Annotated in this window: 16 protein-coding genes; 8 read left to right on the top strand and 8 right to left on the bottom strand. The window is 69.1% G+C overall.

Annotation, left to right across the window (positions count from 1 at the left end):
• Positions 1-168 precede the first annotated feature (168 nt).
• Together LZ199_RS25865 and LZ199_RS25870 are read left to right on the top strand one after the other, a co-directional pair.
• Positions 169-1,743 carry an SDR family NAD(P)-dependent oxidoreductase gene (locus LZ199_RS25865; protein ID WP_253996431.1) on the top strand — a complete coding sequence of 525 codons (1,575 nt, stop codon included), beginning with the start codon at positions 169-171 and terminating at the stop codon, positions 1,741-1,743.
• A gap of 230 nt (positions 1,744-1,973) precedes the next feature.
• Complete coding sequence (locus tag LZ199_RS25870; RefSeq protein ID WP_253996432.1) at positions 1,974-3,425, top strand: DUF4215 domain-containing protein; 1,452 nt, start codon at positions 1,974-1,976, stop codon at positions 3,423-3,425.
• Positions 3,426-3,477: 52 nt separating this feature from the next.
• Here LZ199_RS25870 and LZ199_RS25875 read toward each other — a convergent pair whose 3' ends face one another.
• The 3 genes from LZ199_RS25875 to LZ199_RS25885 are packed head-to-tail and all read right to left on the bottom strand — an operon-like array spanning position 3,478 to position 7,872.
• Positions 3,478-4,065: a prolyl hydroxylase family protein gene (locus LZ199_RS25875; protein WP_253996433.1), complete on the bottom strand. Its 588-nt coding sequence runs from the start codon at positions 4,063-4,065 to the stop codon at positions 3,478-3,480.
• Between the two features lie 52 nt (positions 4,066-4,117).
• Entirely contained in the window at positions 4,118-5,683 is a 1,566-nt protein-coding gene (locus LZ199_RS25880) for a mucoidy inhibitor MuiA family protein (RefSeq protein ID WP_253996434.1), read from the bottom strand.
• A complete protein-coding gene (locus LZ199_RS25885) occupies positions 5,680-7,872 on the bottom strand; it encodes a mucoidy inhibitor MuiA family protein (RefSeq protein WP_253996435.1) in 2,193 nt (730 codons plus the stop codon). The genes LZ199_RS25880 and LZ199_RS25885 overlap by 4 nt, the downstream gene beginning before the upstream one ends.
• Positions 7,873-8,040: 168 nt before the next feature.
• Here LZ199_RS25885 and LZ199_RS25890 point away from each other — a divergent pair, with 168 nt between their 5' ends.
• Both LZ199_RS25890 and LZ199_RS25895 read left to right on the top strand, forming a co-directional pair.
• Entirely contained in the window at positions 8,041-8,868 is an 828-nt protein-coding gene (locus LZ199_RS25890; protein WP_253996436.1) for a polyphosphate kinase 2 family protein, read from the top strand.
• A 242-nt stretch (positions 8,869-9,110) separates the two neighbouring features.
• Positions 9,111-10,850, top strand: coding sequence for an EGF domain-containing protein (locus LZ199_RS25895; RefSeq protein ID WP_253996437.1), 1,740 nt, complete (start codon positions 9,111-9,113; stop codon positions 10,848-10,850).
• Between the two features lie 92 nt (positions 10,851-10,942).
• Here LZ199_RS25895 and LZ199_RS25900 read toward each other — a convergent pair whose 3' ends face one another.
• The 3 genes from LZ199_RS25900 to LZ199_RS25910 all read right to left on the bottom strand — a co-directional run bounded on the left by LZ199_RS25900 (position 10,943) and on the right by LZ199_RS25910 (position 15,953).
• A complete protein-coding gene (locus LZ199_RS25900; RefSeq protein WP_253996438.1) occupies positions 10,943-12,898 on the bottom strand; it encodes a sensor histidine kinase in 1,956 nt (651 codons plus the stop codon).
• Between the two features lie 272 nt (positions 12,899-13,170).
• On the bottom strand, positions 13,171-14,532 hold the full coding sequence (locus LZ199_RS25905; protein WP_253996439.1) for a hypothetical protein: 1,362 nt from the start codon (positions 14,530-14,532) through the stop codon (positions 13,171-13,173).
• The gene (locus LZ199_RS25910) at positions 14,508-15,953 is read right to left on the bottom strand and encodes a circularly permuted type 2 ATP-grasp protein (RefSeq protein ID WP_253996440.1); all 1,446 of its coding nucleotides are present in this window, start codon (positions 15,951-15,953) and stop codon (positions 14,508-14,510) included. Before LZ199_RS25910 ends, LZ199_RS25905 begins: the two co-directional genes overlap by 25 nt.
• Positions 15,954-16,049: 96 nt before the next feature.
• Here LZ199_RS25910 and LZ199_RS25915 point away from each other — a divergent pair, with 96 nt between their 5' ends.
• From LZ199_RS25915 to LZ199_RS25925, 3 genes are read left to right on the top strand one after another with little or no spacing between them, the layout of a single operon-like run.
• On the top strand, positions 16,050-17,363 hold the full coding sequence (locus tag LZ199_RS25915) for an aminotransferase class I/II-fold pyridoxal phosphate-dependent enzyme (RefSeq protein WP_253996441.1): 1,314 nt from the start codon (positions 16,050-16,052) through the stop codon (positions 17,361-17,363).
• A 21-nt stretch (positions 17,364-17,384) separates the two neighbouring features.
• Positions 17,385-18,464, top strand: a complete 1,080-nt coding sequence (locus tag LZ199_RS25920; RefSeq protein WP_253996442.1) for a hypothetical protein — start codon at positions 17,385-17,387, stop codon at positions 18,462-18,464.
• Positions 18,465-18,515: 51 nt separating this feature from the next.
• Positions 18,516-20,132 (top strand): NADP-dependent glyceraldehyde-3-phosphate dehydrogenase, encoded by a 1,617-nt coding sequence (locus tag LZ199_RS25925; RefSeq protein ID WP_253996443.1) that lies wholly within the window; start codon positions 18,516-18,518, stop codon positions 20,130-20,132.
• Positions 20,133-20,203: 71 nt separating this feature from the next.
• Here the strand turns inward: LZ199_RS25925 and LZ199_RS25930 are convergent, their stop codons facing one another.
• The gene (locus LZ199_RS25930) at positions 20,204-21,277 is read right to left on the bottom strand and encodes a type IV pilus twitching motility protein PilT (protein ID WP_323389851.1); all 1,074 of its coding nucleotides are present in this window, start codon (positions 21,275-21,277) and stop codon (positions 20,204-20,206) included.
• A 179-nt stretch (positions 21,278-21,456) separates the two neighbouring features.
• A complete protein-coding gene (locus tag LZ199_RS25935) occupies positions 21,457-22,341 on the bottom strand; it encodes a hypothetical protein (RefSeq protein WP_253996445.1) in 885 nt (294 codons plus the stop codon).
• Between the two features lie 207 nt (positions 22,342-22,548).
• Here LZ199_RS25935 and LZ199_RS25940 point away from each other — a divergent pair, with 207 nt between their 5' ends.
• On the top strand, positions 22,549-23,940 hold the full coding sequence (locus LZ199_RS25940; protein ID WP_253996446.1) for a hypothetical protein: 1,392 nt from the start codon (positions 22,549-22,551) through the stop codon (positions 23,938-23,940).
• The last annotated feature ends 112 nt before the right edge of the window (positions 23,941-24,052 follow it).

The raw sequence follows: 24,052 nt of genomic DNA on the forward strand, positions 1-24,052 counted from the left end.
CGTCGAGGTCGCCAATGTAGGGCCGCCAAAGCGCCCGGGGAGGACCCGCACCGCGCCCGGGGCGGTGGCCCCCGGCGCCTTGGGCGGCCCGCTCGCCTCCTCCCCGGGCGAGCCCCCCGCCACCGCCGGCCTTTCTTCGCGGGCGCCTCCGGGGTATTCACCGCGAGAATGAAGGACGCAGAGACCTCGTCGCCCGCACTCCCCGCTGATACCGACCTCACGCAGCAACTCTCGCTGGAGGAGGTCCGTCGCTGCACCCGACTCCTCGAGGCCGCGGCGCAGGACCGCATCCTGCTCACGCGGCTCCCTGAGGAGGACAAGCTCGCCCTCCTGGTCGCCGCCGGCCGCCTGGTGCACCCGGACCGGGGGGCGAAGACGCGGCTGGAGAAGGCCCTGCGGCGTGAGCGCCGTGTGGAGAAGGAGACCAAGGACCGCGAGGTCCGGGCGTCCACCCGCATCCGGCTGATGCGCCGCGCGCCCGTCCTCAACGTGCCCCTGCTGCCGCCCCCGCCCGAGGAGAACCCGGGGCAGCTGCTGGAGACGCCGCGCAAGTGCTACGTCTGCAAGGCGGAGTTCCGGCAGCTGCACTTCTTCTACGACTCCATGTGCCTGGAGTGCGCGCACTTCAACTACGCGAAGCGGACCCAGCGCGCGTCCCTGGACGGCAAGGTCGCGCTCATCACCGGCGCGCGCGTGAAGATTGGCTTCCAGGCCTCGCTGATGCTGCTGCGCTCGGGCGCCACCGTCATCGCGACGACGCGCTTCCCCCAGGACGCGGCGCGGCGCTACGTGCTGGAGCCGGACTTCGCCAACTGGTCCCACCGGCTGCACATCCACGGGTTGGACCTGCGGCACGCGCCCAGCGTGGAGCTGTTCGCCACCTACGTGGAGCAGACGCACCAGCGGCTGGACATCCTCATCAACAACGCGGCGCAGACGGTCCGCCGTCCTCCGGGCTTCTACGCGCACCTGCTCGAAGGCGAGCAGCTCCGCCTGGACCAGCTGCCGGAAGCCGCGCGCCCGCTGCTCGCCGGCCATCAGGCGTGCATCGCCACGGTGGCGCCCGCGCTCGGCGCCGGCACGGAGCACGCGTCCTCGCTTGAGACGAACTGGCGCAGCAGCGACCCCGCGCTGGGCATCCACTCGTCCGCCGCGCTGTCGCTGTTGCCCTACGCCATGGAGCAGGAGGGCGACACGCGCGCCCTCTTCCCCCAGGGCCGACTGGACGCGGACGAGCAGCAGGTGGACCTGCGCGACATGAACTCGTGGCGGATGAAGCTGGCGGACGTGACGACGGCGGAGATGCTGGAGGTCCACCTCATCAACGCGGTGGCGCCCTTCATCCTCTGCGGCAAGCTCAAGCCGCTGATGGCACGCGAGCGCTCCTCGCCCGGCCACATCGTCAACGTGTCAGCCATGGAGGGCAGCTTCTCGCGCGGGACGAAGACGGACCGGCACCCGCACACCAACATGGCGAAGGCTGCGCTGAACATGATGACGCTGACGTCCGCGGCGGACTACGCCAAGGACCGCATCTACATGAACGCCGTGGACACCGGCTGGGTCACCGACGAGGACCCGGTGCAGTTCTCCGAGCGCAAGGTGCAGGACCTGGACTTCCAGCCGCCGCTGGACATCGTCGACGGCGCGGCCCGCATCGTGGACCCGGTCATCTTCGCGGAGAACACCGGCGAGTACGCCTGGGGCAACTTCTTCAAGGACTACCGCCCCACCGCGTGGTGAGCCCGTCGCCGCTTCGCCCGGGAGCAGGGCCCCCACCCGACAGGTGGGTACGCCGAGCCCGCTCCCAGGGCCTCGCGGCAAGGACGTAGCCCCCCGCCCGCTCCGGCACACCGCCCGCCGGAGCACCGGGTTGGGAGTGACACCTGTCACCATGCTACAACTCCGCCGGTTCCGGTGAAGGTGCGCGCAGGCGCCACCCACCGGCCGACGCGCGGGGTGAGCACGCATTGATGTCAGCACGACAAGGCATCATCGGCACGCGCGAGCCCCCGGAAGCTTGTGACGACGGCAACACGACGAGCAACGACGGCTGTGATTCGAGCTGCGCCCTGGAGCCCGGGTGGAGCTGCCCGGTGAACGGGCGCGCCTGCCAGGCCGCGGGGTGTGGCGACAACATCGTCGCTGGCGCCGAGGAGTGCGAGGACGGCAACGTCATCGTGAGAGATGGCTGCGACAGCGACTGCCGCCTGGAGCAAGGCTACAAGTGCCCTGTCATTGGCCGGCCTTGCAGCCACACCACCTGCGGCGACGCGGTCACCGAGGGCACCGAGCAGTGCGACGACGGCAACAACAACACCGGTGATGGTTGCTCCCCGCTGTGCATGACGGAGCCTCGCTGCGCCAACGGCATCTGTGAGGCCACGTGCGGCGACGGAGTGATGCTGCCCGGCAGCACCGCCGAGGAGTGCGACGATGGCAACCCCCGTGCCCATGACGGCTGCTCGCCGGCGTGCCGCCTGGAGCCGGGCTTCGTCTGCCAGTCCATCGAACAGGAGCCGCCCGACCTGGTGAGGCTCCCCATCGTCTACCGCGACTTCCGAGGCTACGACCTGCCGGCCACGGCCCCCCTGCCGCAAGGGCACATCGACTTCCAGAACAAGAACGGCGCGGAGACGGGCATCGTGAAGAACCTCCTGAATGCGTCCGGCAAGCCCGACTACGCCAAGGAGGGCGTGCCCTCCACCACGACTCACGGCGCCGCGACCTTCGCCCAGTGGTTCGTCGATACGGACCTCGTGAACAGGCCGGTGGTCGCGGAGCTGTCACTCCAGCGGCAGCCGAATGGCTCGTACCTCTATGACAACGCTGCGTTCTTCCCGCTGGATGACCTGGGCTGGGTGGCCGCCGGGTTGGAACCGCTGCGCAGCGACTCCGGCACGCCCATCCGGCAGCGGAACTTCAGCTTCACCAGCGAGACGCGCTACTGGTTCGAGTACAAGGGCACCGAGGTCCTCGAATTCCGGGGCGACGACGATGTCTGGGTGTTCGTCAATCGCATCCTGGCGCTCGACATGGGCGGCATCCACGGGGCCTCGACTGGCACCGTCAACCTGTCCGCCCAGGCCGCGCGGCTCGGACTCAGCGTGGGCGGCATCTACGAGGTCGCGGTGTTCCAGGCCGAACGCCACACCACCGGGTCCTCGTACCGCCTCACCCTCAACAACTTTGCCTCCCGCCGCACCCAGTGCCGGATGCTCTGTGGCGACGGCCGCGTTGACGCGGGAGAGCAGTGCGATGACGGAGTGAATGACGGCGGCTACGGCCAATGCGCGCGCGGCTGCGTGCTGGGGCCTCGCTGCGGGGACCACACCATCCAGACCGGCTCCGGCGAGGAGTGCGATGACGGCAACAGCCAGGACAGGGACGGCTGCAGCGCCACCTGCAAGCTGGAGATTGGCTGAAGCGTGAGCGCCACCGGCTCCGGAGCCCTCGTGCTCCGGAGCCGGACAGGCCTCACGCGCGGATGCGCCGGTACATCAGGTCCGTGCGCAGCGCGTACTTCAGGCCCGCGGTGACTTCCGCCCCCTCGTGGTACAGGTGGTGGTTGAAGAGCAGCGCGGAGCCCGTGCGCGGCGTCACGGAGCGCCCGAGGTAGAGGAAGTTCGTCGCGCCTCCGTGCGTGCAGTCGTTCAGGTACACCATGAAGGTGAGCAGGCTTCGCTCCTCGCGGTCCCGCACGAAGGCCCCGTCGAAATGCGGGGCGAAGTACTGCCCCGCCTCGTAGCGGTAGCAGCGCAGCCGCTCGTTCGTCCCGCACAGCTCCCACTCGCGCTCCAGCCGGGGCGGGACGTGGGGCTTGATTCGCTGGAACAGCAGGTCCGCCAGCGCGTAGTCGTCGAACATCACCCGGGTGTTGTTCCGGATGTCGGGCCGCATCACGAAGCCAGCGGCGGTGGTGATGGGCGCCGCCGTCGGCCCGGCCTCCTCGATTCGCGCCACCAGCGCCCCGCACTCGTCGCCGTTGAGCAGGTCATCGACGGTGATGACCAGCGGGTTGCGCTCATCCAGCTCTTCATCGGGGTCCGGAAGCAGGGGCGTCATGGACCTGGATGTGATTCCAGGCGCCGTGAAATGTAAACGTGTTCCGCGCCCCCTACATCCTGCCGGTGTCGTAGCTGGACGGCGCATCCACGTGGAAGGCGAGGTCCACGGCGCGCGCCTGCCCGGCCTCCAGCGTCACCCGGCAGGTGGTGATGCCATCGGCATCGGCGGGTGCGCAGTCCTTCGAGGACTCCGACTCCAGCTCCACCTGCACGTCCTCCAGCTCGGAGACAGGAAGGTGCTCGGACACCTCCACCGTCTCCGTGCCCGTGCCCAGGTTGGAAAGCAGGAAGCGGTAGGCGTAGCGGAAGCGATGCTTGCCGCCGAAGAGGCCCGCCCGCCCCACCTCCTGAATCAGGGTTCGCTTCACTCGCAGACCTTCCGCCAGACCGAAGGTCAGGTCGAAGGGCATCCCCCGCGCGATGCGCTCCATCGACTGGCTCCCCAGATAGCCCGTGTCACGGAAGAGGCTGACCTCACCCGGCAGCAGGGGGAAGCTCGTGGTGTTGGAGAGCCGCGCCACTCGAAACACCACCGGATGCAGCTTGGGCACCGTGCGCCAGGAGAACTTCGCCGGGAGCGAGTGACGCCCCAGCAGCACCCGCACCGCGGTGCCGTCCCCCGGCACCCGCGTCGCCTCCAGCGCCTCCCACTGCACGGACACGCCCTGGGCTTTCACGGACAGGCCCGCCAGGGACTCCGACGTGCGCGTCTCGCCAGCCGTCTCCACGTGCCGCGCCTGCTCCTCGCGCGGCACCAGCACCTTGCGCTCCCTCGGCTGCTTCGTGGCGTGGATGACCAGGGCCGACACCTCCGGAGGCGTGGCGTCCTGTCGCGGCAGGGCCGTGGAGAGAAAGAGCTTCGCGCCCGTCCACTCCTCCCCTGTCCGCTGCCGCACCGTGGCCAGCGACGTCAGCTCCACGAGCCCCTCCGCCTCGTTCGCCCGGGCCTCGTAGCTCGGCACCCAGGACGTGCCGCCCACCAGGTAGGTCAGCTCCACGCGGGTTCGTGCCCCCCGTGGACAGGACAGGCGCACCTCCACGTGGTGCTCGACCCGGGCTCCCTGCTCGCGCAGGCGCGCCAGTTCCACGTCGACCTCCGCGCGGCGCTGCCCCAGCTCTCGCCGCCGCTCCGCCAGGTCCCACGTCTCCTTCACCGCGCGCAGCCGCACCGCCATCGCCGCGTCGAAGGCGGCGGCCCACGTCCCCGTGTCGGGCCTGGGCCCGGTCAGCTCACGGGTGACGCGCGCCACGGCCACGTCCGTGTAGCCCTGCGACAGTCGAGCCAGCTCCGCCGCCTGGGCCCCCGCCGCGTCCAATACTGCCTGCTCGCGCCCGAGCGCGATTCCCCGCGCCTCCCATTTCTCCCGCTCGGGCGCGAGCTCCCTCTCGAGCGTCCGGCGCTCCGCGGTGAGGCCCTCCAAGGTGGCCCCCGTCGCGCGAGCACGAAAGCTCTCCCGGGATGCGGACCCGGGCACCCGCTCGAAGACGACGGTGGTGGCGCCCTGACAGGCCACCTCCGTCGAGCGGGTCACCTGGGCACGGTCTGGATGGATGACGACGGAAGACACCTGGGACACGGAAGCGAGCGCCAGGAACGCCCAGGGAAGCAAGGTCATCGGTGGCTCCAGTGGGACTGCTCCAGGCGCCAGTGCTGCGGACGGCGCAGGGAGTATTCGAAGGTGACGGTCTGCTTTCCGCCGGGCGGGACGACGACGCGCCAGCGCAGCTCTCCCGTGTTCGACACCGGCTGGACCTCGGGGTCGGCGCGCACCAGCTTCACCTCCAGCTCTCTGTTCCCGCTCACCGGCAACTGGTCCACCACCTGCGTCTGGAGCGGGAATGAATAGGGATTGGGAATCTCCAAGGTGACCTCGTAGGTGTTGATTTCATCCTTGGAGATGAAGCCCTCCTTCGACTGCACCAGCCGGACGTTGCGCGTGGTGCGCACCGCCGGGTCCACGCCGAGCGGCAGCGTGAAGGGCTCTCCCGGGACCACCACCTTCAGCGTCGCGGTGCCCACCGGCTCGTCCCCCACGAAGAGGTTCGCCGCGCCTCCAGGCAGCGCGCCGGACGACGGGCTCTTGAGCTGAGCCACCAGGAAGGCCTCCGACGCGAGCGCTGGATAGACGTGGCGCTCCACCTGGACCGGCCACGACTCGATGAGCAGGGGAATGCTCCGCTCGCCCCGAGCGCTGGGCACCGTCTCCAGGCGCGGCGCGGTGAAAGCCAGGTCATGGCCGCCGGCGAGCGCGGCGGGCAGGTCCGCTGACAGCGTTGGCGGCACGTAGCCCTGGGGCGGCGCGAGCCCCACGTAGCTGTCGACGACGGGCTCCTCCACATAGGGACGGCTGAAGGTCGGCGGACCGTTGAGCGAGATTCCCATGCCCGTGGTGGTGCTCCCCACGTCAATCGTAGGAGGTGCGCCGACGATTTCGACCACCTCGCCCAACGACTCGGGCAGCAGCTCCACCGGGACACGGAGCGCGCGTCCGGGCCCGAGCTGAACGTCGGTGCGGACGTAGGGTTTGAAACTCTCTCTTTCGAACCGCAGCGTGTAGTTACCGGGCGGCAGCCGCGTGAAGCGGTAGTCCCCCCGCGCATCCGTGACGACGACGTCCTCTTCTCCCAGCGCCGGGGATATCGCCGTGACGACGACGTCCGAAGCCGGCCCGCGCGACTGGGCATCGATGACGGTGCCATGGAGGGTGCCCGAACCAAACAGACGCGCACCTCCGCCCGTCCGTGACTCCGCGTCCGGCGACGGCGACGGAGCCGGCACCGGGGAGGAGCGGGCGACCACGGCCGGGTTCGAGCTCGGGCTCGGCGACGCGGCTGGAGTGCCCACCCTCGCCCGGAGTTGTCGACGCAGCGCCTGCTCCACGTTGGGGGCCGCGCGCTCGGACGGCAGCGGCGGCGGCGGGCCTGAGGACTCGGCCTTCCTCACCGGCGTGGGGATGAACCGCTCCACGCTGCCCAGCTTCCACGCGCTCAGCTTCGGCAGCGCGGTGGCCTGGGAAGGCAGGGCGGTGCTGAGCGTGAGCCGGGCATGCGACCAGTCCTCTCCTGTCTCCTGGCTGACGCGGCCGGAGAGCGCCACCTGGACGCGTTGCTGCGCGGGCTGCAGCTGCAACTCGTAGCGCGGATACCAGCGCACGGCCTGGGTGACCAGATAGGAGACGCGCACCCGGGCGAGCCCCGAGCCCGTGAGCAGGACCCCCACGTCGACGCCAGCCCCCCGACTCGGAGTGGCGAGCCGCTCCGCTTCGCCGAGCCGCTGCCGACGCTCCTCCTTCAGCACCAAGGCGCGCCCCTCCAGCTCACGCATGCGCCCCTCCAGCTTCGCGGCCATGTCGATGAGGAACGACGTGGCGGTGGCCCAGCTCGCCGGAGACACGGGCCGGACCACCGCGTCCTCCTCGCCCTGCTCCATCGGCTGGATGCGGCGGAGCGCGGCGACCTGGAGCACGTGGGCCGCGCGCTCGGCCTCCGTCCGCGCGAGGGCATCATCCAGCCGGTCCAGCGTCACGAGCAGCTTGCGCGCCTCCTGCTCGGGAAAGATGGGCGTCTCCGTCGGCTTCACCTCCACGGAGGCAATCCGGGCGCCCTCGGCCTCCACCTGGACGGAGGCCGGGTCCACGAAGCCTGGCAGGGAGGGCAACTCCAGGCGCTGGGTGCCGGAGACCTCGACAGAGGCGGTCCGCACCACCCGGGCCCTGTCGCTGTAGACGGTGACGCCGGTGATGGGCGCCTCGACGGAGGCGTGCAGGAGGTGGCTCGCGGCCCATCCGAGTCCAAGAAGGAGCATGGGAGCCAAGCTACCCGGCCCACTGTGCTCACATCTTCACGGAGTCATCACGGCACGGGCATGAATGGTTCAGCCCTGGCCCGTTCCAGGGGATACCGGGGAGCGGTTGGAGCGATGCCCCCAGTCCTCATCACCCAGGTCCCCTCCGGGACTGACGGAAAGGAAGCCATGCTACACATCACCAGCGCGAGTCAGGGAGCCCGGGTGCGCTTGGAGAACATCCCCACGGCCCCGCCGAAGAAGGCCCTCAAGGCCGACGCGAAGACGGAGTTCGACGCGCTCGGCGAAGAGCTGTTCGACCTCCAGGACCTGCTCTGGGGCGCGCGCATGAACTCCGTGCTCATCGTCCTGCAAGGCCGCGACACGGCGGGCAAGGACGGCACCATCAAGCACGTGGTGGGCAGCCTCAACCCCCGCGGCGTCAGCGTCGCCTCCTTCGCCGCGCCCAGCACGGAGGAGCGCGAGCACGACTTCCTCTGGCGCATCCACCGCCACACGCCCCGCCAGGGCGAGTTCTCCATCTTCAACCGCTCCCACTACGAGGACGTGCTCGCCGTGCGCGTCCATGACCTGGCGCCCCGCTCGCTCTGGAAGGAGCGCTACGGACACATCCGCGACTTCGAGGAGATGCTCTCCGAGCACGGCACCATCGTCCTGAAGTTCTTTCTCCACATCAGCCAGGAGGAACAGGAGCAACGCCTGCTGGCCCGGGAGGAGGAGCCGCGCAAGGCCTGGAAGATCAGCGCCGGCGACTGGGAGGACCGACGGCACTGGGGGGACTACACCCGCGCCTACCATGACGTCTTCGCGCGCACGTCGACGAAGAACGCGCCGTGGACCATCGTCCCCGCGGATGCCAAGTGGTACCGCAACCTCGTCGTCGCGCGCACCGTCGCCGCCGCCCTGCGGCCCTATCGCAAGCGCTGGCAGCAACAGCTGGATGAGGTGGGCGCGAAGAAGAAGGCGGAACTCCGGGCCTGGCGCAAGAAGCAGTAGCGCGACGTCGCCCGCAGCCCCGACACCTGGGCATGCCCCTCAGGGACGCCCAGATGTCGCGTGTGACGCGCTCCCGCGATACCCAACGCCGTACCTGTCGATTGGGACACGTGCCCTCCCGCGCGAATGCACTGCGCGGGAGCAGAATCAGCACTCCATGCATTCCATGGATTCCTGCATTTCCCTGAAAGGTCGACCCGACCTCGTGAGCTGTCGGCCTGTTGCATGGAATGGAGCGAGACATGGAGTTCAATCGAAGGGCCGCGCCGTGGCGCGTCCTGAGCGCGGTCTGGTTGGCCACCGTCCTGGGTGCCTGTGGAATCAATCCCGAGTCACCTTCTTCTGCTGACGTCGAGCCCGCGACGAAGCTGGAAGCGGAGGGCGAGGTCTCCGAGTTCGCGGTGGACCCCTATGCGGACGCGGTGGTCCAGGGGGGTGTCATCGCCGTCCTCAACCCGAACAATGCCGTGGGCGCGCCGGATGGGCAGGTCGCCAGCTTCATCGCGGCGTTGGGCGGCTCGCTGAACCTGGACATGGGCGAAGGCGAGGAAGGCAGCGGCCCGCTGCGCATCCACTATCGGGGCCTGACGGTGGCGGTGGTGGCGCAGGTGGAGTTCCTGCGCGCCGACATGACGGTCATCACCACGGGGCAGGTGCGGCTGGTGGAGCTGGGGCTCGGCACCTATACGGCGCTCGTCCCCTATACGAATGCCACGCCGTATCGCTTCGTGAAGCTCAAGGGCGGGTTGGCCGCCGTCTACCAGGTGGACGCGGTGGAGGCGACGGGGCCCTTCTGCGGCGACGGCAAGGTGGTGACGGGCGAGGGCTGTGACGACGGCGACCGCACGGGAGGCGACGGCTGTAGCGCCACCTGTCAGGTGGAGCCGGGCTATTCCTGTCAGGGCCAGCCCAGCGTCTGCACCGACGTCAATGAGTGCACCAACGGCACCTCGCAGTGCTCCACCAACGCCACCTGCACCAACATCCCCGGCGGCTACACCTGCGCCTGCAAGGCGGGCTACACGGGCAACGGCAGGACGTGCACGGACGTCAATGAGTGCACCAACGGCACCTCGCAATGCTCCACCAATGCCACCTGCTCCAACACGGCGGGCAGCTACACCTGTGCGTGCAAGGTGGGCTACTCGGGCGATGGCAGGACGTGTACGGACGTCAATGAATGCACCAACGGCACCTCCCAGTGCTCCGTGAATGCCACCTGCACCAACACGGCGGGCAGCTACACCTGTGCCTGCAAGGGCGGGTACACGGGCAATGGCAGGACATGCAACGACGTCAACGAGTGCACCAACGGCACCGCGCAGTGCTCCGTCAACGCCACCTGCACCAACACGGCGGGCAGCTTCACCTGCACGTGCAAGGTGGGCTACTCGGGCAATGGCAGGACGTGCAATGACATCAACGAGTGTACCAACGGGACGAACACCTGCACCCCGGGCCAGCGGTGCGTGAATCAGCCCGGCGGCTTCGACTGCGTGCCCGGGAGCTGCCCGCCGCCGCAGGTCAAATGCGCAGGCTCGTGCGTGGATGCGAACACGGACGAATCCAACTGCGGCTGCTGCGGCAACACCTGCGCCAGCGGGAAGACCTGCACGTCCGGCGTCTGCGGAGGCAGCATCGCTCCGTTCCAGCTCACCGCGACCTGGGAGCAGGCGCAGGACGCCCAGCTCCTCATCCGGACGCCCTCCGGCGAGCTCGTCAGCTACGAGGCCGGCATCACCGGCGCGCGGGTGGCGGGCGGAGAGGACGCGGCGCCCCAGCGTGGCACCTATGACGTCTGCCGGAGGACCACGAGCTTCGAGACGAAGCACGGCGACGACAGCCCGGTGCCCTACACCCTCACGGTGAAGCGTCCGGGCCAGCCGAGCCGCCTCCTGCGCGGCACCATCGTCGGCGCCGACGCGGAGGCCACGTGCCATCCGGGCCACCCGTCCTTCATCGAGTCCATCTCCTACCCTTGATGGCCTGAGTCGCGGAACCCCCTGGCGCGCGAGGAGCCGTCTTCCCCGCGCGTCACGCGAGGCCACGCGAAGGTCCGCGCGGCCTCGCGCATTCAATGCGCTGGCTGACGGGGCAGCCACACGGTGAAGCGGGTGCCGTCCTCGGCGGAGGACACGTCGATGCTGCCGCCATGGCCCAGGACAATCAGCCGGGAGATGTAGAGCCCCAGGCCGATGCTGCCCCTGCCCCTGCGAGCCTCGGGACCGCGGCGGTAGGGCTCGAAGAGGGTGGAGAGCAGTGACGCGGGAATGGGAGCGCCCTGGTTGTGGACCTCCAGGCACATGCCCCCCTCGTCCTCCCGGAGCACCACCCGCACGCGCGAGCCCGGCTCGCTGTGCTGAAACGCGTTGCCCACCAGGTTGGTCACCACCTGCGCCAGCCGGTCCTCGTCCGCGTCCAGGTGGCCGTCTCCTCGCAGGTCCAGGTGGACGTGCCGGTGGGGATGCATGAGCAGCACCTCGTCGACGACCTGCCGTATCAGCGCATGCAGGTCCATGGGACGGGGGCGGATGGGGATGCTCTCGCTGACACGCGCCTGGGTGAAGTCCAGCAGGTCGCGAATCATTCGCGTGGCCCGCTGGGTCGCATCGCGGATGCGGTCGATTCCCTTCACACCGTCCTCGGACAACCCGGAGCGCCGGAGCAGCGCGGCGGCCGTCAGGAGGATGGCATTGAGGGGATTGCGCAGGTCATGGCTCACGATGGCCACGACGTCCTCGCGCACCCGCACCGCCTCGCGCGCCTCCCGGTACAGCCGCGCATTCTCGATGGCCACCGCCGCGCGGTCCGCCGCGCCGCGCGCCAGCTCCACCAGCGCCTCCATCTCCGAGGGCTCGTGAGGCTGGGTCCACACCAGGTGGATGAGCCCCAGCGCGCGCCCGCGTGACACCAGCGGGACCACCGCGGACGACCGGGGCTGCAGCTCCTCCAGCAGCGCGCGGTGTGCCGCGTTGCTCGACACCGCATCCAACCAGGCCGGCGTCACCTGGGGCTCGGCGATGGACTCGGCCCTCGCCAGCGCCCGGGCCATGGGCGTGTCGCCCTCCACGCGCGGGGCGAAGGGCAGGAGGCGTCGAATCAGCTCCCGGCGCGACGGCTCCTTCGCGGCCGCCTCCAGCCGGACGAGCTGCCCGTCCCCGTCCAGCAGGTCCACGGTGCAGTAGTCGGACAGGTGCGTCACCACCAGGCCCACGAGGCTCCGGAGGGTGGCCTCCAGGTCCAGCGAGCCCGACAGCACCCGCCCCGCTTCCAGCAGGAAGTCCCGGGCCGCGTTGGTGCGACGGATGTCGGTGATATCGGTGGAGATGCCGCAGACGATGGGCCCCTCCCCGCGCGCACCGGGCAGGGGGAACTTCATGGCGAACCACGTGCGCAGGCCCTTCACCCCCGGGACCTGCTCGTCCGCCATCAAGGGCGCGTGAGTCTCACGCACCCGCGCGTCGTTCTCCCGGTTGCGCTCCGCCACCGAGGCGGGAAGCAGTTCGCAGTCCGTCCTCCCGAGGATGGCCGAGCGCGGAATCCCCATCGCCTCCTCGAAGCTCCGGTTGACGAGGACGAAGCGCCCCTGCGCGTCCTTCGCGAAGATGACGGGCGGCGCATGGTCGATGATGGACTGGAGCCACGACGGCTGGCTCACCGCGTCCACGGCCGCCTCCGCCAGCACCGTGCCCAGGATTCGCAGCTCGCGGACGGACACCTCCACTCCGGCCTCGTCGAGCAGCTCCAGCAGGCAGTCGTGAAACAGGGCGTACTCCCGCGTGAGCAGGCCCGTGTCCGAGTCCTGACGGGCGCGCCAGCGCTCCGCCTGCCTGACACGCAGGTCCTGGAGCACGCGGGGAGCGGGAGGAACCTGCGCCTCCCGGAGCGCTCGGCTCAAGGCGTCCAGGAGCACGGGGACCAGGTCCACCAGCCTGCTCTCGGCGAGGCCCTGCGGTCCGCGCTCCCGCTCCAGCCGGAGCGCATAGCGGGCCCTCAGCTCGCGCTCCAGCCCCAGGAGCAGCTCATCCATCCGACCCGCGAAAGCTTCCCCCTCCTGCACCAACGCGCGGCTCCTTCCTGAACGACTGACTGCACGACTGGAGCGGGCGAGCCGCCTTGCGCCTCGACGGGCGCCCCATCAGGACACCCTCCCGCCTTCCCCACACGAACCCCGTCGCCGTCCTGGACCTTCCGACGCGAGCACAGGACAACACTGCGCATCGCCTCCGCCGGGGCTCATGCGAGCAACCAACCTGGACGCTCGCGAGGGGAGCCGCGTCTGGGAATCGTCGGGCCCTGACGTCAGCCCTCGCGCCGGATGAAGTGCGCCACGAAGTGCATGCGGCGAATCATCTCCAGGCTAGGCGTGAAGGGCGTCACCCAGGTCTCCAGCCCGCGCAGCCTGCCGCCCATGAGGTAGGGGCAGCACGACAGGCCCGTGCGCCGCTCCACGGCCCCCGCGTCGGTGTACTCCAGCAGGTGGAACTCTCGCGGCCGGACGCGCTCCTGGAGGATCCACAGCCCGGCAGCCGCGTCACCCTCCCCCGCCCCGCGCCCCCGGGACGCCAGCAACGACGACCACTCGTCCTGGGAGAGGTTGCAGCCGAAGAAGACATCCTTCGCCTGGTGCGAGTCCGTCTTCTTCAGGATGAAGTCGCCCCGGTTGCGCAGCACCCGCTCCCGCGCGGCGCCGTCCAGCAGCGTCAGCACCCGCGTCCACGGCACCAGGGCGTCCACCGCGGCATGCTCCTCCGCCGTCAGCGTCACGGGCCGGGCGGCGGAGTCACTCAGCCACGCCAGGAACAGCTTGGACTCCAGGAGCGACAGCAGCACCGGCACGGTGCAGCCACGCACCACCGGCACCAGGTGCGCCAGCAGCGCGGCGAACCGCTCCCGGTCCCGGTTCACCGAATAGATGGAGCAGGCCCGGTGCAGCCAGGACGGGACATCCGTGCGCAGCGGCGTCAGCGGGTCCCCCGCGTAGTGGACGAGGTGCTCGACGCCGTGGGGGTTGTCATTGAGCGTGGCGATGAGCGGCGCCAGCTCCCTGCGCACCGTGTCGTCGTTCTTCATGGGCCAATGGACCTGACACGGCGAGCCCTCCGCCAGCTCCGCGAAGTAGTCCCGCATCCCCGCCAGGGGGCGCCCCGTCGCCAGGAAGTCCGGGGACGGAGTGAAGAGCTCGGCCGCCATCCTCCAGATATCGTCGGGCCGCTCCTGCCCGCCCACCGCGGTGTCGAAGTTCGTCTCCACCACCTTCGGACCGTCCGCCCCCAGCACGATGTCCGGACGACCGAAGAGCAGCCGCGTGACGTCGTCCGACAGCAGCAGCGACGGCTCCAGCGCCACATCCTCGCCCAGCACCGGCCAGTCCAGGGACTTCGCGCCCCCTCCGCGCTGCAGGCGCGCGTACTCCTCCCACGGCCCGCCCTGGGAGGCCCCCACCAGCAGCGCATGGAGCACCTTGCAGTGCGCGCGGAAGAGCGCCACCAGCCGCGCCTCGAAGCGCGCCACCGACGAGGCCGCCGACCACACCGGCGCCATCAGCGTGTCCGGCGTCTCGTGCGCCCAGGTCGTCCTCCCCAGCCGGGCCCGGTACGCGTCCAGCAACGCGCGCGCGTCGACGCCCGGCGCCACCGTCAACGGCTGGAGGACGGGGTCCATGGGACATCCTCGATGAGCAAGGGGGGCTGCATGAAGCCGCGCCGGCCCACGTTCGTCGTCTCCTCCACCGAGGTGCGGACGATGAGTCCGGAGGGCTCGCCCCGGAAGAGGAAGCACGCCAGCGACGTGAAGACGCGCGTGGGCGCAGCCCCCTCCAGGCGCCGCGTGACGCTCGGCTCGGCCAGTGCCAGCTCCTGGACGACATAGTCATCCCCCGCGGGCTCCAGGCGCGCGTCGGCCACCAGCCGCGCCCAGGCGTCCGCCTCAGCGCACTGACCGATGACGACGCTGCGGCCCCGCGTATCCAGCGAGCGCTTGAGCACGTACCGCTCGCGGTTCACGACGACCTCCGCCAGCTCCGCCGCGCTCAGGTGCCGCACCAGCCGCGTGCGCGGGACGATTTCCTCCAGCAGCGCCAGCTCCTCCTTCCCCAGGTGCTTGCGCAGGAGCGGACTCCACAGGAAGGCCAGCGTGCTCTTCTGCTCCGTCAGGTACATGCTCGGAAAGGAGTTGACCGCGAGCATCGCCCCCGCCTGGTAGGCGTCCAGGTACGCCTGGACCTCCGCGGTGGTGCGACTGAAGGCACACTCGTAGGCCTCCGGCCCCCGGGAGTCGTCGTACTTGTTGTACACCAGCGACACGGGCACGCCCTCCAGCGTCAGCCGGCCGTCCTCGAAGCGCAGGTCCTCCACGTGGCCGCGCACCGCGGTGCAGCCCTCCATGCGGAACTGCTCCGCGATGGAGTCCAGCTCCGTGGTCATCGTCAGGTAGCGGCTGTTGAGCACCGCCACGTTGCGGTGGCTCCGCAGGTAACCGGACTGCTCCGCCGAGGCCAGCATGGCCCGGGCGAACGCCCCTGGCTTCTCCAAGGGCGCCTGGAGCGGCCGAAGCCCCAACTCCCGCAGCCGCGCCAGCGTCTGGCTTCGCGCCAGCAATTGTCCGAAGTGGTAGGCATATGTCGCCGCCGCGGGCGCATGGGTGTTCAGCTCGTAGATGCGCGGCGTGCCGTCCGACGCCAGCGTGAAGTCATAGCGGCAGTACTGGATGCGAGGCCGCCAGGCCGCTCCCATCCGGATGAGCCGCTCGTGCCGGGGCTCGAACCGGAAGAACTCCCGCACCGCCGCGTCCTCCAGATACATATCGATGACGCGCTCCAGCACGCCAAAGAGCTGCTGGAACCGCTGCGTCATGCGTTCGAAGGCCGCCTGCGTCAGCACATACGGCAGCCCCAGGAAGGGAATGGGCTTCTGTTCCTGACGGATGCCCCGTGCATCCAGATACGCGGCGTGTCGTGCCTGGTCTTCCCGCAGCATCGCCTCGGGAACCAGCGCATCCACCTCTTCCGCCAGCACGTTGTAGCTGCCTTTGCGCCGCAACGCGTCCAGCAGCGGCTGCAAGCCGTTGTCAGCCGATTCAGTCACATGCACCCCCGCGATGAGCCTGTGGCGCAAAGCCTCTCCATGAATTACAGTTTTGTCAATTCTCGCAGGCCAAACACATCCGGCGGAAATATACACATGGGCACCATCCAGATACTCCAGAGCGAAGGCGCGGCCTTTCGGAAGGGGGCGGAGGACGTCGCCATGTTCGAGCCGCGTCATCGGACGCGAGGCCCCTTCGAAGGCAAGCACCTGGGCCTGGGAGATGGGCGCGCGGTGGACCTGTCGGGTCTGGATTACCTGGCATTGGGCTCGGCCCCCCGGGTGAAGCAGTTGATGGTGGAAAGCCTGACGCAGCACGACTGCGGCATCCCTGGCAGCGAGGCCATCATCCAGATGGAGCAGACCCACGCGCTGGAGGAGGCGCTGTCGCGCTACCACCTGGGTGGGGGCGCGGCGCTGACGTTCAGCGCGGGCTATGGCACCAACTTCTCCGTCATGGAGGCGCTGGGACTGAGGACGCGCAGCCACTTCATCCGGCTGCACCAGGACGTCGCGCCCATGCGCGCCACCACGGACGTGCCCACGCTCTTCTTCATGGACGGAGACCTGCACTTCTCCGCGCGGCACGGCATCCGCTTCGCGCGCAAGCTCCAGCCGGAGGCCTGCGCGGCGTACACGTACCGCACCGGCGACGCGGAGCACCTGGAGCTGCTGCTGCGCCAGTCCCTGGAGTCGCACGGGGACAGGGCGGTGCGCATCATCCTCACGGACACGGTGGAGTCCGCCACGGGCCGCGAGTTCGACATGGCCACGCTGTGCCGGCTGGCGGAGTCCTACGACTGCATGCTCTACGCGGATGAGGCGCACGCGGTGGGCGCGCTGGGTCCCCAGGGGCGCGGCATCACCGCCAAGGTGAAGGACTTCGAGCGCTACCGGGAGCGGCTGATGCTGATGGGCACGCTCACCAAGGTGTTCTGCCAGCCGGGCGGCTACGTGGTGATGCGCGACGCGGGGCTGGCCCGCCTGCTGAAGTTCTGCAGTCCGCAGCACGTCTTCTCCGCGCCCATCGCCCCGTGGGTGGCGTCCGCGACGGTGAAGGTGCTGGAGCTGGTGGCCGGAGAGCACGGCGAGCGCCGCCGCGAGCAGGTGCGCCGCGTGTCAAGACAGGTGCGCGAGCGGCTGGAGCAGGGGGACTTCGAGCTGGTGAGCCACACCGACACGCCCATCCTCGCCATTCCCCTGCGCAACGCGCGGGTGGGCACCCAGGTGCTGGAGTTCATGCGGCGCGAGGGCTTCATCATCTCCGTCTTCCAGGCCCCGCTGATGCCCGTGGGACGCGAGGTGCTGCGGCTGGCCATGCGCGCGGACCTGGACGAGGAGGACATGGAGCGGCTCCTCCAGGCCTTGATACACTGCCGTGAAACACTGCGCTTCACCGCCCCCGCCTGATTCTCCTCGAGCCCCCGCGCCATGAACACTCCCGACACCCCTGTCTGCCCTGTCAGCTCGTTCAACGAGTGGGACCCTCTGGAAGAAGTGATTGTCGGCATCGTGGACGGCGCCACCGTGCCGCCCTCGCACATCGCCCTGAAGGCGACGCTGCCCGAGGACCAGCACGACTTCTTCCGCAAGCACGCCGGCCAGCCCTTCCCCGCCGAGCGCATCGCCGCCGCGAAGCGGGAGCTGGACGGGCTGGTGCACCTCCTGGAGGCCGAGGGCGTGAAGGTGCGCCGGCCGGTGCCCGTGGACCAGCTCAAGCCCTTCGGCGCGCCGGGCTGGACGAGCACCGGCCTGTACGCGGCCATGCCCCGGGACGTGTTGCTGGTGGTGGGCGATGACCTCATCGAGTGCCCCATGGCGTGGCGCTCGCGCTACCACGAGACGACCTCGTACCGGCCGCTGCTCAAGGAGTACTTCCGGGGCGGCGCCCGCTGGAGCGCGGGGCCCAAGCCGGAGCTGCGCGACGAGCTGTATGACTATGACTGGACGGAGGCCCACGACGGCGGCCCGTTCCGCTCGGTCATCACCGAGTTCGAGCCCACCTTCGACGCCGCGGACTTCATGCGGTGTGGCCGCGACATCTTCGCCCAGCGCAGCAACGTCACCAACGACTTCGGCATCGAGTGGCTGCGCCGCCACCTGGGCCCGGAGTACCGCATCCACGTCTTCGAGTTCGATGACCCGCATCCCATGCACATCGACGCCACGCTGGTGCCGCTGGCCCCGGGCAAGCTGCTCATCAACCCGGAGCGCGTGACGAAGGTGCCGGAGCTGTTCAAGGGCTGGGACGTCTTTCGCGCGCCCACGCCCAGCATCCCCGCCGAGCACACGCTCTACATGACGAGCAAGTGGCTCAACATGAACATCCTCATGCTCGACGAGGAGCGCGTCGTGGTGGAGCGCCAGGACGAGCCGATGATTGCCGCCTTCAAGAAGTGGGGCTTCAAACCGCTGCTCTGCGACTTCCGGAACTTCAACTCCTTCGGTGGCTCGTTCCACTGCGCCACGCTGGACGTCCGGCGCCGGGGTGGCCTCAAGTCCTACTTCTAGGGACACCGGAAGGCGTGCCAGCCCGCGAGGGGTCCGTTAAAAAGGGCCCCCATGACGGCACTCGCTGACCTCTTCCCGACCGACGAACAGATTCCCTCCGGCGTGCGTCTCCCCGCCTATCTGGAGCAGCGCGAGTACCTGGTGGGAGGCGAGCTGAGGACCTGGGCGGGAGACCTCAGCCCCGTGCGCAGCCCCGTCTTCGTGAAGACGGCCGAGGGCCTGAAGCAGAAGGTGATGGGCGCCACGCCACTCCTGACGTCCCGCGAGTCGCTGGAGGCGCTCGCGGCGGCGGTGAAGGCGTACGATTTGGGCCGGGGCGTCTGGCCCACCATGAAGGTCGCCGAGCGAATCGAGGCCGTGGAGCGCTTCGTGGTGGCGATGCGCGCGCGGCGCACAGAGGTGGTGAACCTCCTGATGTGGGAGATTGGCAAGACGCAGCTGGACTCCGAGAAGGAGTTCGACCGCACCATCGACCTCATCGTGGAGACCATCCGCTCGCTGAAGGAGCTGGACCGGACCTCGTCCCGCTTCGTGCAGGAGCAGGGCATCATGGCGCAGATTCGCCGCGCGCCCATGGGCGTGGCGCTGTGCATGGGGCCCTACAACTACCCGCTCAACGAGACGTTCAGCACGCTCTTCCCCGCCCTGCTGATGGGCAACACGGTCGTCTTCAAGCCGGCGAAGTTCGGCGTGCTGCTCATCCGGCCCCTCCTGGAGTCCTTCCGCGACTGCTTCCCGCCCGGCGTCATCAACATCATCTACGGCAAGGGCCGCGAGACGGTGGGCGCGCTGATGGAGAGCGGCCAGGTGGACCTCTTCGCCTTCATCGGCACCAACAAGGGAGCGAGCGAGCTGAAGAAGATGCACCCCCGGCCCCACCGCCTGAAATCCGTGCTGGGCCTGGACGCGAAGAACCCGGCCATCATCCTGCCGGACGCGAACCTGGATGAAGCGGTGAAGGAGTGCATCACCGGCACGCTGTCCTTCAACGGCCAGCGGTGCACGGCGCTCAAGCTGCTGGTGGTGCACCGGAGCATCGTCGACGCCTTCCTGAAGAAGTTCACCGCCGCGGTGGACCAGCTCAAGCCCGGCATGCCGTGGGAGCCGGGCGTCTCCGTCACGCCCCTGCCGGAGCCGGGCAAGACGGACTACCTTCAGGGTCTGGTGGATGACGCGGTGTCCAAGGGCGCGCGCGTGGTGAACGCGACGGGCGGCCAGTCGGCGCACTCGTTCTACGCGCCCACGGTGGTGTACCCGGTGACGCAGGACATGCGGCTGGCGAGCGAGGAGCAGTTCGGCCCCGTCGTCCCGGTGATGGTGTTCGACGAGGATGAGGAGGTGGTGCGGCTGGTGGTGAACTCCCAGTTCGGCCAGCAGCTCAGCCTCTTCGGCCAGGACTCGGCGCGCATCGGCCGCTTCATCGACGCGTTCTCCAACCAGGTCGGCCGCATCAACCTCAACTGCCAGTGCCAGCGCGGCCCGGACACCTTCCCCTTCAACGGGCGGAAGGACTCCGCCGAGGGCACCCTGTCCGTCGCGGATGCGCTGCGCGTGTTCTCCATCCGCACGCTCGTCGCCACGAAGACGACGCCCGCCAACACCACGCTCGTCCAATCCATCCTGACCCGGCGCGAGTCGGACTTCCTGACCACGGACTTCCTCTTCTGACGACTCGGGCGGGACGCGCCTCGATGAGGCCCCCGGCGCGTGCGGCCCCCCCGCATGCGCCGGGGACACGCTCAGTCGAACTCGAGCGCCCGCTGGAAGTCGGCGGGATTGGAGGCGGCGCTCTGGGCGGTCTCCAGGGTGATGAGCCCCTCGCGGTAGAGCTGCGTCAGGTGCTGGTCGAAGGACTGCATGCCGAACATGTCGCGGCCCTTCTCGATGACGTCCTTCAGCTCGCTGGCGCGGTCATCCCGGATGTACTGCTCCACCGTCTTCGTCTGCACCATGATTTCCAGCGCCACCGTGCGGCCCTTGCCGCTGGCCCGGGGGAGCAGCCGCTGGGACACCGTGGCCTTCAGACAGTCCGCCAGGCGCATGCGCACCATCATCTGCTCCTCCGCGGGGAACACCGACACCAGGCGGTTGATGGTGCGCGAGGCATCCGTCGTGTGCACCGTGGAGAGCACCAGGTGGCCCGTCTCCGCCGCCTTGAGCGCGATGTCGATGGTCTCCGTGTCGCGCATCTCTCCCACCAGGATGACGTCCGGGTCCTGGCGCAGCGCCCCTCTGAGCGCCACCGCGAAGTTGTTCGTGTCCGAGCCAATCTCCCGCTGGGAGATGGACGACTTGATGTTCTTGTAGATGAACTCGATGGGGTCCTCGATGGTGAGGACGTGCAGGTTCTCCGAGCGGTTGATGTGGTCGATCATCGACGCCAGCGTGGAGCTCTTCCCGGAGCCCGTGGCTCCCGTCACCAGCACCAGCCCTCGCTCGTTGCTCGCAATCGTCTTGAGCACCTGCGGCAGGCCCAGCCCGTCGATGGTAGGGATTTCATCCGGGATGATGCGCAGGATGCACGCCAGCGAGCCCCGCTGACGGTAGATGTTGACGCGGAAGCGCGCGACGCCCGGCAGGCTGTAGGACGCATCGCACTCCTGAATCGTGTCCAGCTGCTTCTTGATGGAGGGGTCCGAGATGACGTGGAACGCCACCTGCTTGGTGTGGTCCGCGAGCAGCTTCTCCATCTTCAGGGGCCGCAACGCACCATTCACCCGGTAGATGGGCGGGTCACCCGGGCGGAAGTGGATGTCCGATGCGCCATTCTGCACGCCGACCGTGAGCAGCTTGTTGAGTGTTGCCAGATCCAGGAGAGGGCCTACCTTCAGCGAGGAGAGCCCCGGATTCTAGGGCAACGCCTCTCACCTGCCCACGGAGTGGGTAATGACCCTCGCGCCGCCCCTGGGTGGTGAGAGCCCCGCCCCTGGCCCCGGCGCTGCACACGCATGTGGACAAGCTGCACGGCAAGAATCCCGGCACGCGGTACGCGTCACTCGGCGGCAAGGACTTCGGGAGGGATGGGCGCCAGGGGAGCCAGGACGAAGTGCTGCACGGAGTTCGCCGTCATCATGCCCTTGGAGACCGTGGAGAGCTGGCCGGCGATGCGCCGCCAGCGTCCCTCCTCCACGAGGAACTCGCCGCGCGCCACGTAGGACATCTCCATCATCCCGGGGACCGACTTCTCCACCTCGCGGTGGGCAATCTTTCCGTCGTGCCGCTCCGCGAGCGTGAAGTCGATGACGGCCACCGTGCGGCCCTCGGCCTCATGCTCCAGCGCCACCAGCTCCACGCGGTTGAGCACCTCCTGCTCGCCCTGCCAGCTGCCGCCCATCTTCAGCAGGTCCGCGCTGTGGGTCCACACGTCGCCCACCGTGACGGGCTTCGACGGCAGCTCCACCATGAAGGCCACCAGGTTGCGCTGCTCGCGCTTGATGTCGCTGGTCACCAGGCCGGAGGGCGTCAGGCTGGCGCGAATCTGCACCGTGCCCTCCATGGACTTCATCGCCTTCGCCATCGCCTGCTCCTGCTTCGACGCGCCCTTCACCTTGGGCATGTCCATCTGCGTCACCACCAGCTTGGCGGCCACGTCGCCCGAGGGCTTCGGCGTGAGCACCAGCACCATGGCGGACTGCGTCGGCTCGCGAATCTCGAAAATCTGGCGGCGCTTGCTCGAGGGGACTCCCTTCAGCTTGAGGCTGGAGAGGTCCACGCGCAGCGAGCTTCCCTTCGGGTCCGCGTTCGCCATCGTGTACTCGTAGCCCAGCGACTCGGGAGGCACCTTCCACCGGAGCGTCACCGGAGGAGGCGCGGCGCCCAGCAGGAGCGTGGATAGCGAGAGCAACAGCACGGTGGGAAGCACATGGCGGCGGGACATGGCGGCATCATCAAGCGCCTGGCCGGCCGCGCGAAAGCCCCGCTGCGTGATGAACAGACGCAACCGCGTCCACGCCCGACGCAAGGGATGGCGGGCGCGTCGATATGTCATTCTCTTTTCAGGAGGTTGCCACCGCTCACGGCCAGGGGCCCTGACCTTGCACGGGCGGCAGCACCGTCGTCCCCTCCTCCAACCCCTGGGTCGTCCATGAGCGTCTCTCACACTCTCCTGCGTCGCTTGACGGTGGGCGGTGTCCTCGCCGGAGCCGTCATCGTCGCCTGTGCCGCCGCTTCGCCCGCCCCCACTCCCGTGGGCTCGACGGAGGCCCAGGAGCTTCCGCTTGGATGCAACCCGAAATCCCCCTGCGCCGGTTCGACGTGTGCCACCTCCATCACCCCCGCGCTGTCCGTGGTGCCGGCGGACGCCTGCCCCCGTGAAGGCGAGTTCCAATCCGACGTGGACGTCTACTCCTGGAACACGTTCATCGCGCTCAACTGGCCGGCGACGACGTCCTCGTGCACGCCGGATACGCAGGTCAGCATCCTCAGTGGCCAGGGGCCCACCGTCTGGGAGACCTACCCGGAGGACTCCGACATCTTCGTGAAGCCAGGCACCAGGCCCGGCGCCTGGTGCACGTTCGGCACGCCCGCGGCCGTGGAGGCGAAGCTGCGACGGCTGACGCAGCTGACCGAGCCCAACCGTCTCGCGGCCCTTGATGCGAATGTGGACAAGGTTCTGGTGAGCGACTCCAAGGCCTCGGCTGCCATCGCCGAGCGATTCCCTGACATCGAACAGGCCATCGGCGGGCCGCTGACGGACCAGAACGGCCGGTTCGTGCGCTACGAGAAGCGCCTCAACCAGGACGAGTACAACTACCTCATCACCAACAACCTCTGGAACGCCGCGGGGCAGAAGAACGCCACCATCTCCTTCCCCACCGGCCCCACCCAGCGCCCGGGGCCCTGCAATGGCCAGACGTGCGGTCCGGTGGGCGCCATGGAGGTCAAGGCGGCGTGGAAGGTGTTGTCCGCGCAGGAGATCTCCAGCAAGCGCTTCTACACGCGCGAGGCGTGGGTCTTCAACAACGACTCCGGCGCCCCGAGCCCCGGAGCCAACCCCGTCACCGTGGGGTTGGTGGGCATGCACATCATCCACAAGACAAAAAGCCAGTCGACGTGGTTCTGGTCCACCTTCGAGCAGGTAGACAACACGACGTCCTCCTTCTTCAACCCGCACTGCCCCAACTGCCAGCCCAACCAGCAGACGGCGCAACAGCCCTACACGGAGGTGGCCCCGGACGGCGGGCCGCTCAACGCGCCGGTGCAGGTCACTCGCACGACGCCCATCAAGGCCGACCCGAGCCTGAATGCGTACTACCAGGGACTGCTCAAGGACTCCGTGTGGGCGAACTACCAGCTCATCAGCACCCAATGGACCACGGGTGGAGCGCCCAAGGGAACGCCGCCGGTGCTCGCCAACACGACGATGGAGACCTACATCCAGTCGACCGCGTCCTGCTTCGGCTGCCACTTCAAGGCTCCCAAGGCGAGCGGCAGTGGGACAGCGGACTTCAGCTTCCTGATGATGGAGGCGCAGTAGGAAGGGCTCAAGGCATTGACACCACCGCATCGCGACCGAACCCTCTCATCAAGGGCCCAGGCCGCGATGCGGACCGCCCGAGCGACGAGGCGAGCAGCGCCTCGCCTCCCCA

It is taken from the genome of Myxococcus qinghaiensis, from assembly GCF_024198215.1.
GTDB classification, from domain to species: Bacteria; Myxococcota; Myxococcia; order Myxococcales; family Myxococcaceae; genus Myxococcus; species Myxococcus qinghaiensis.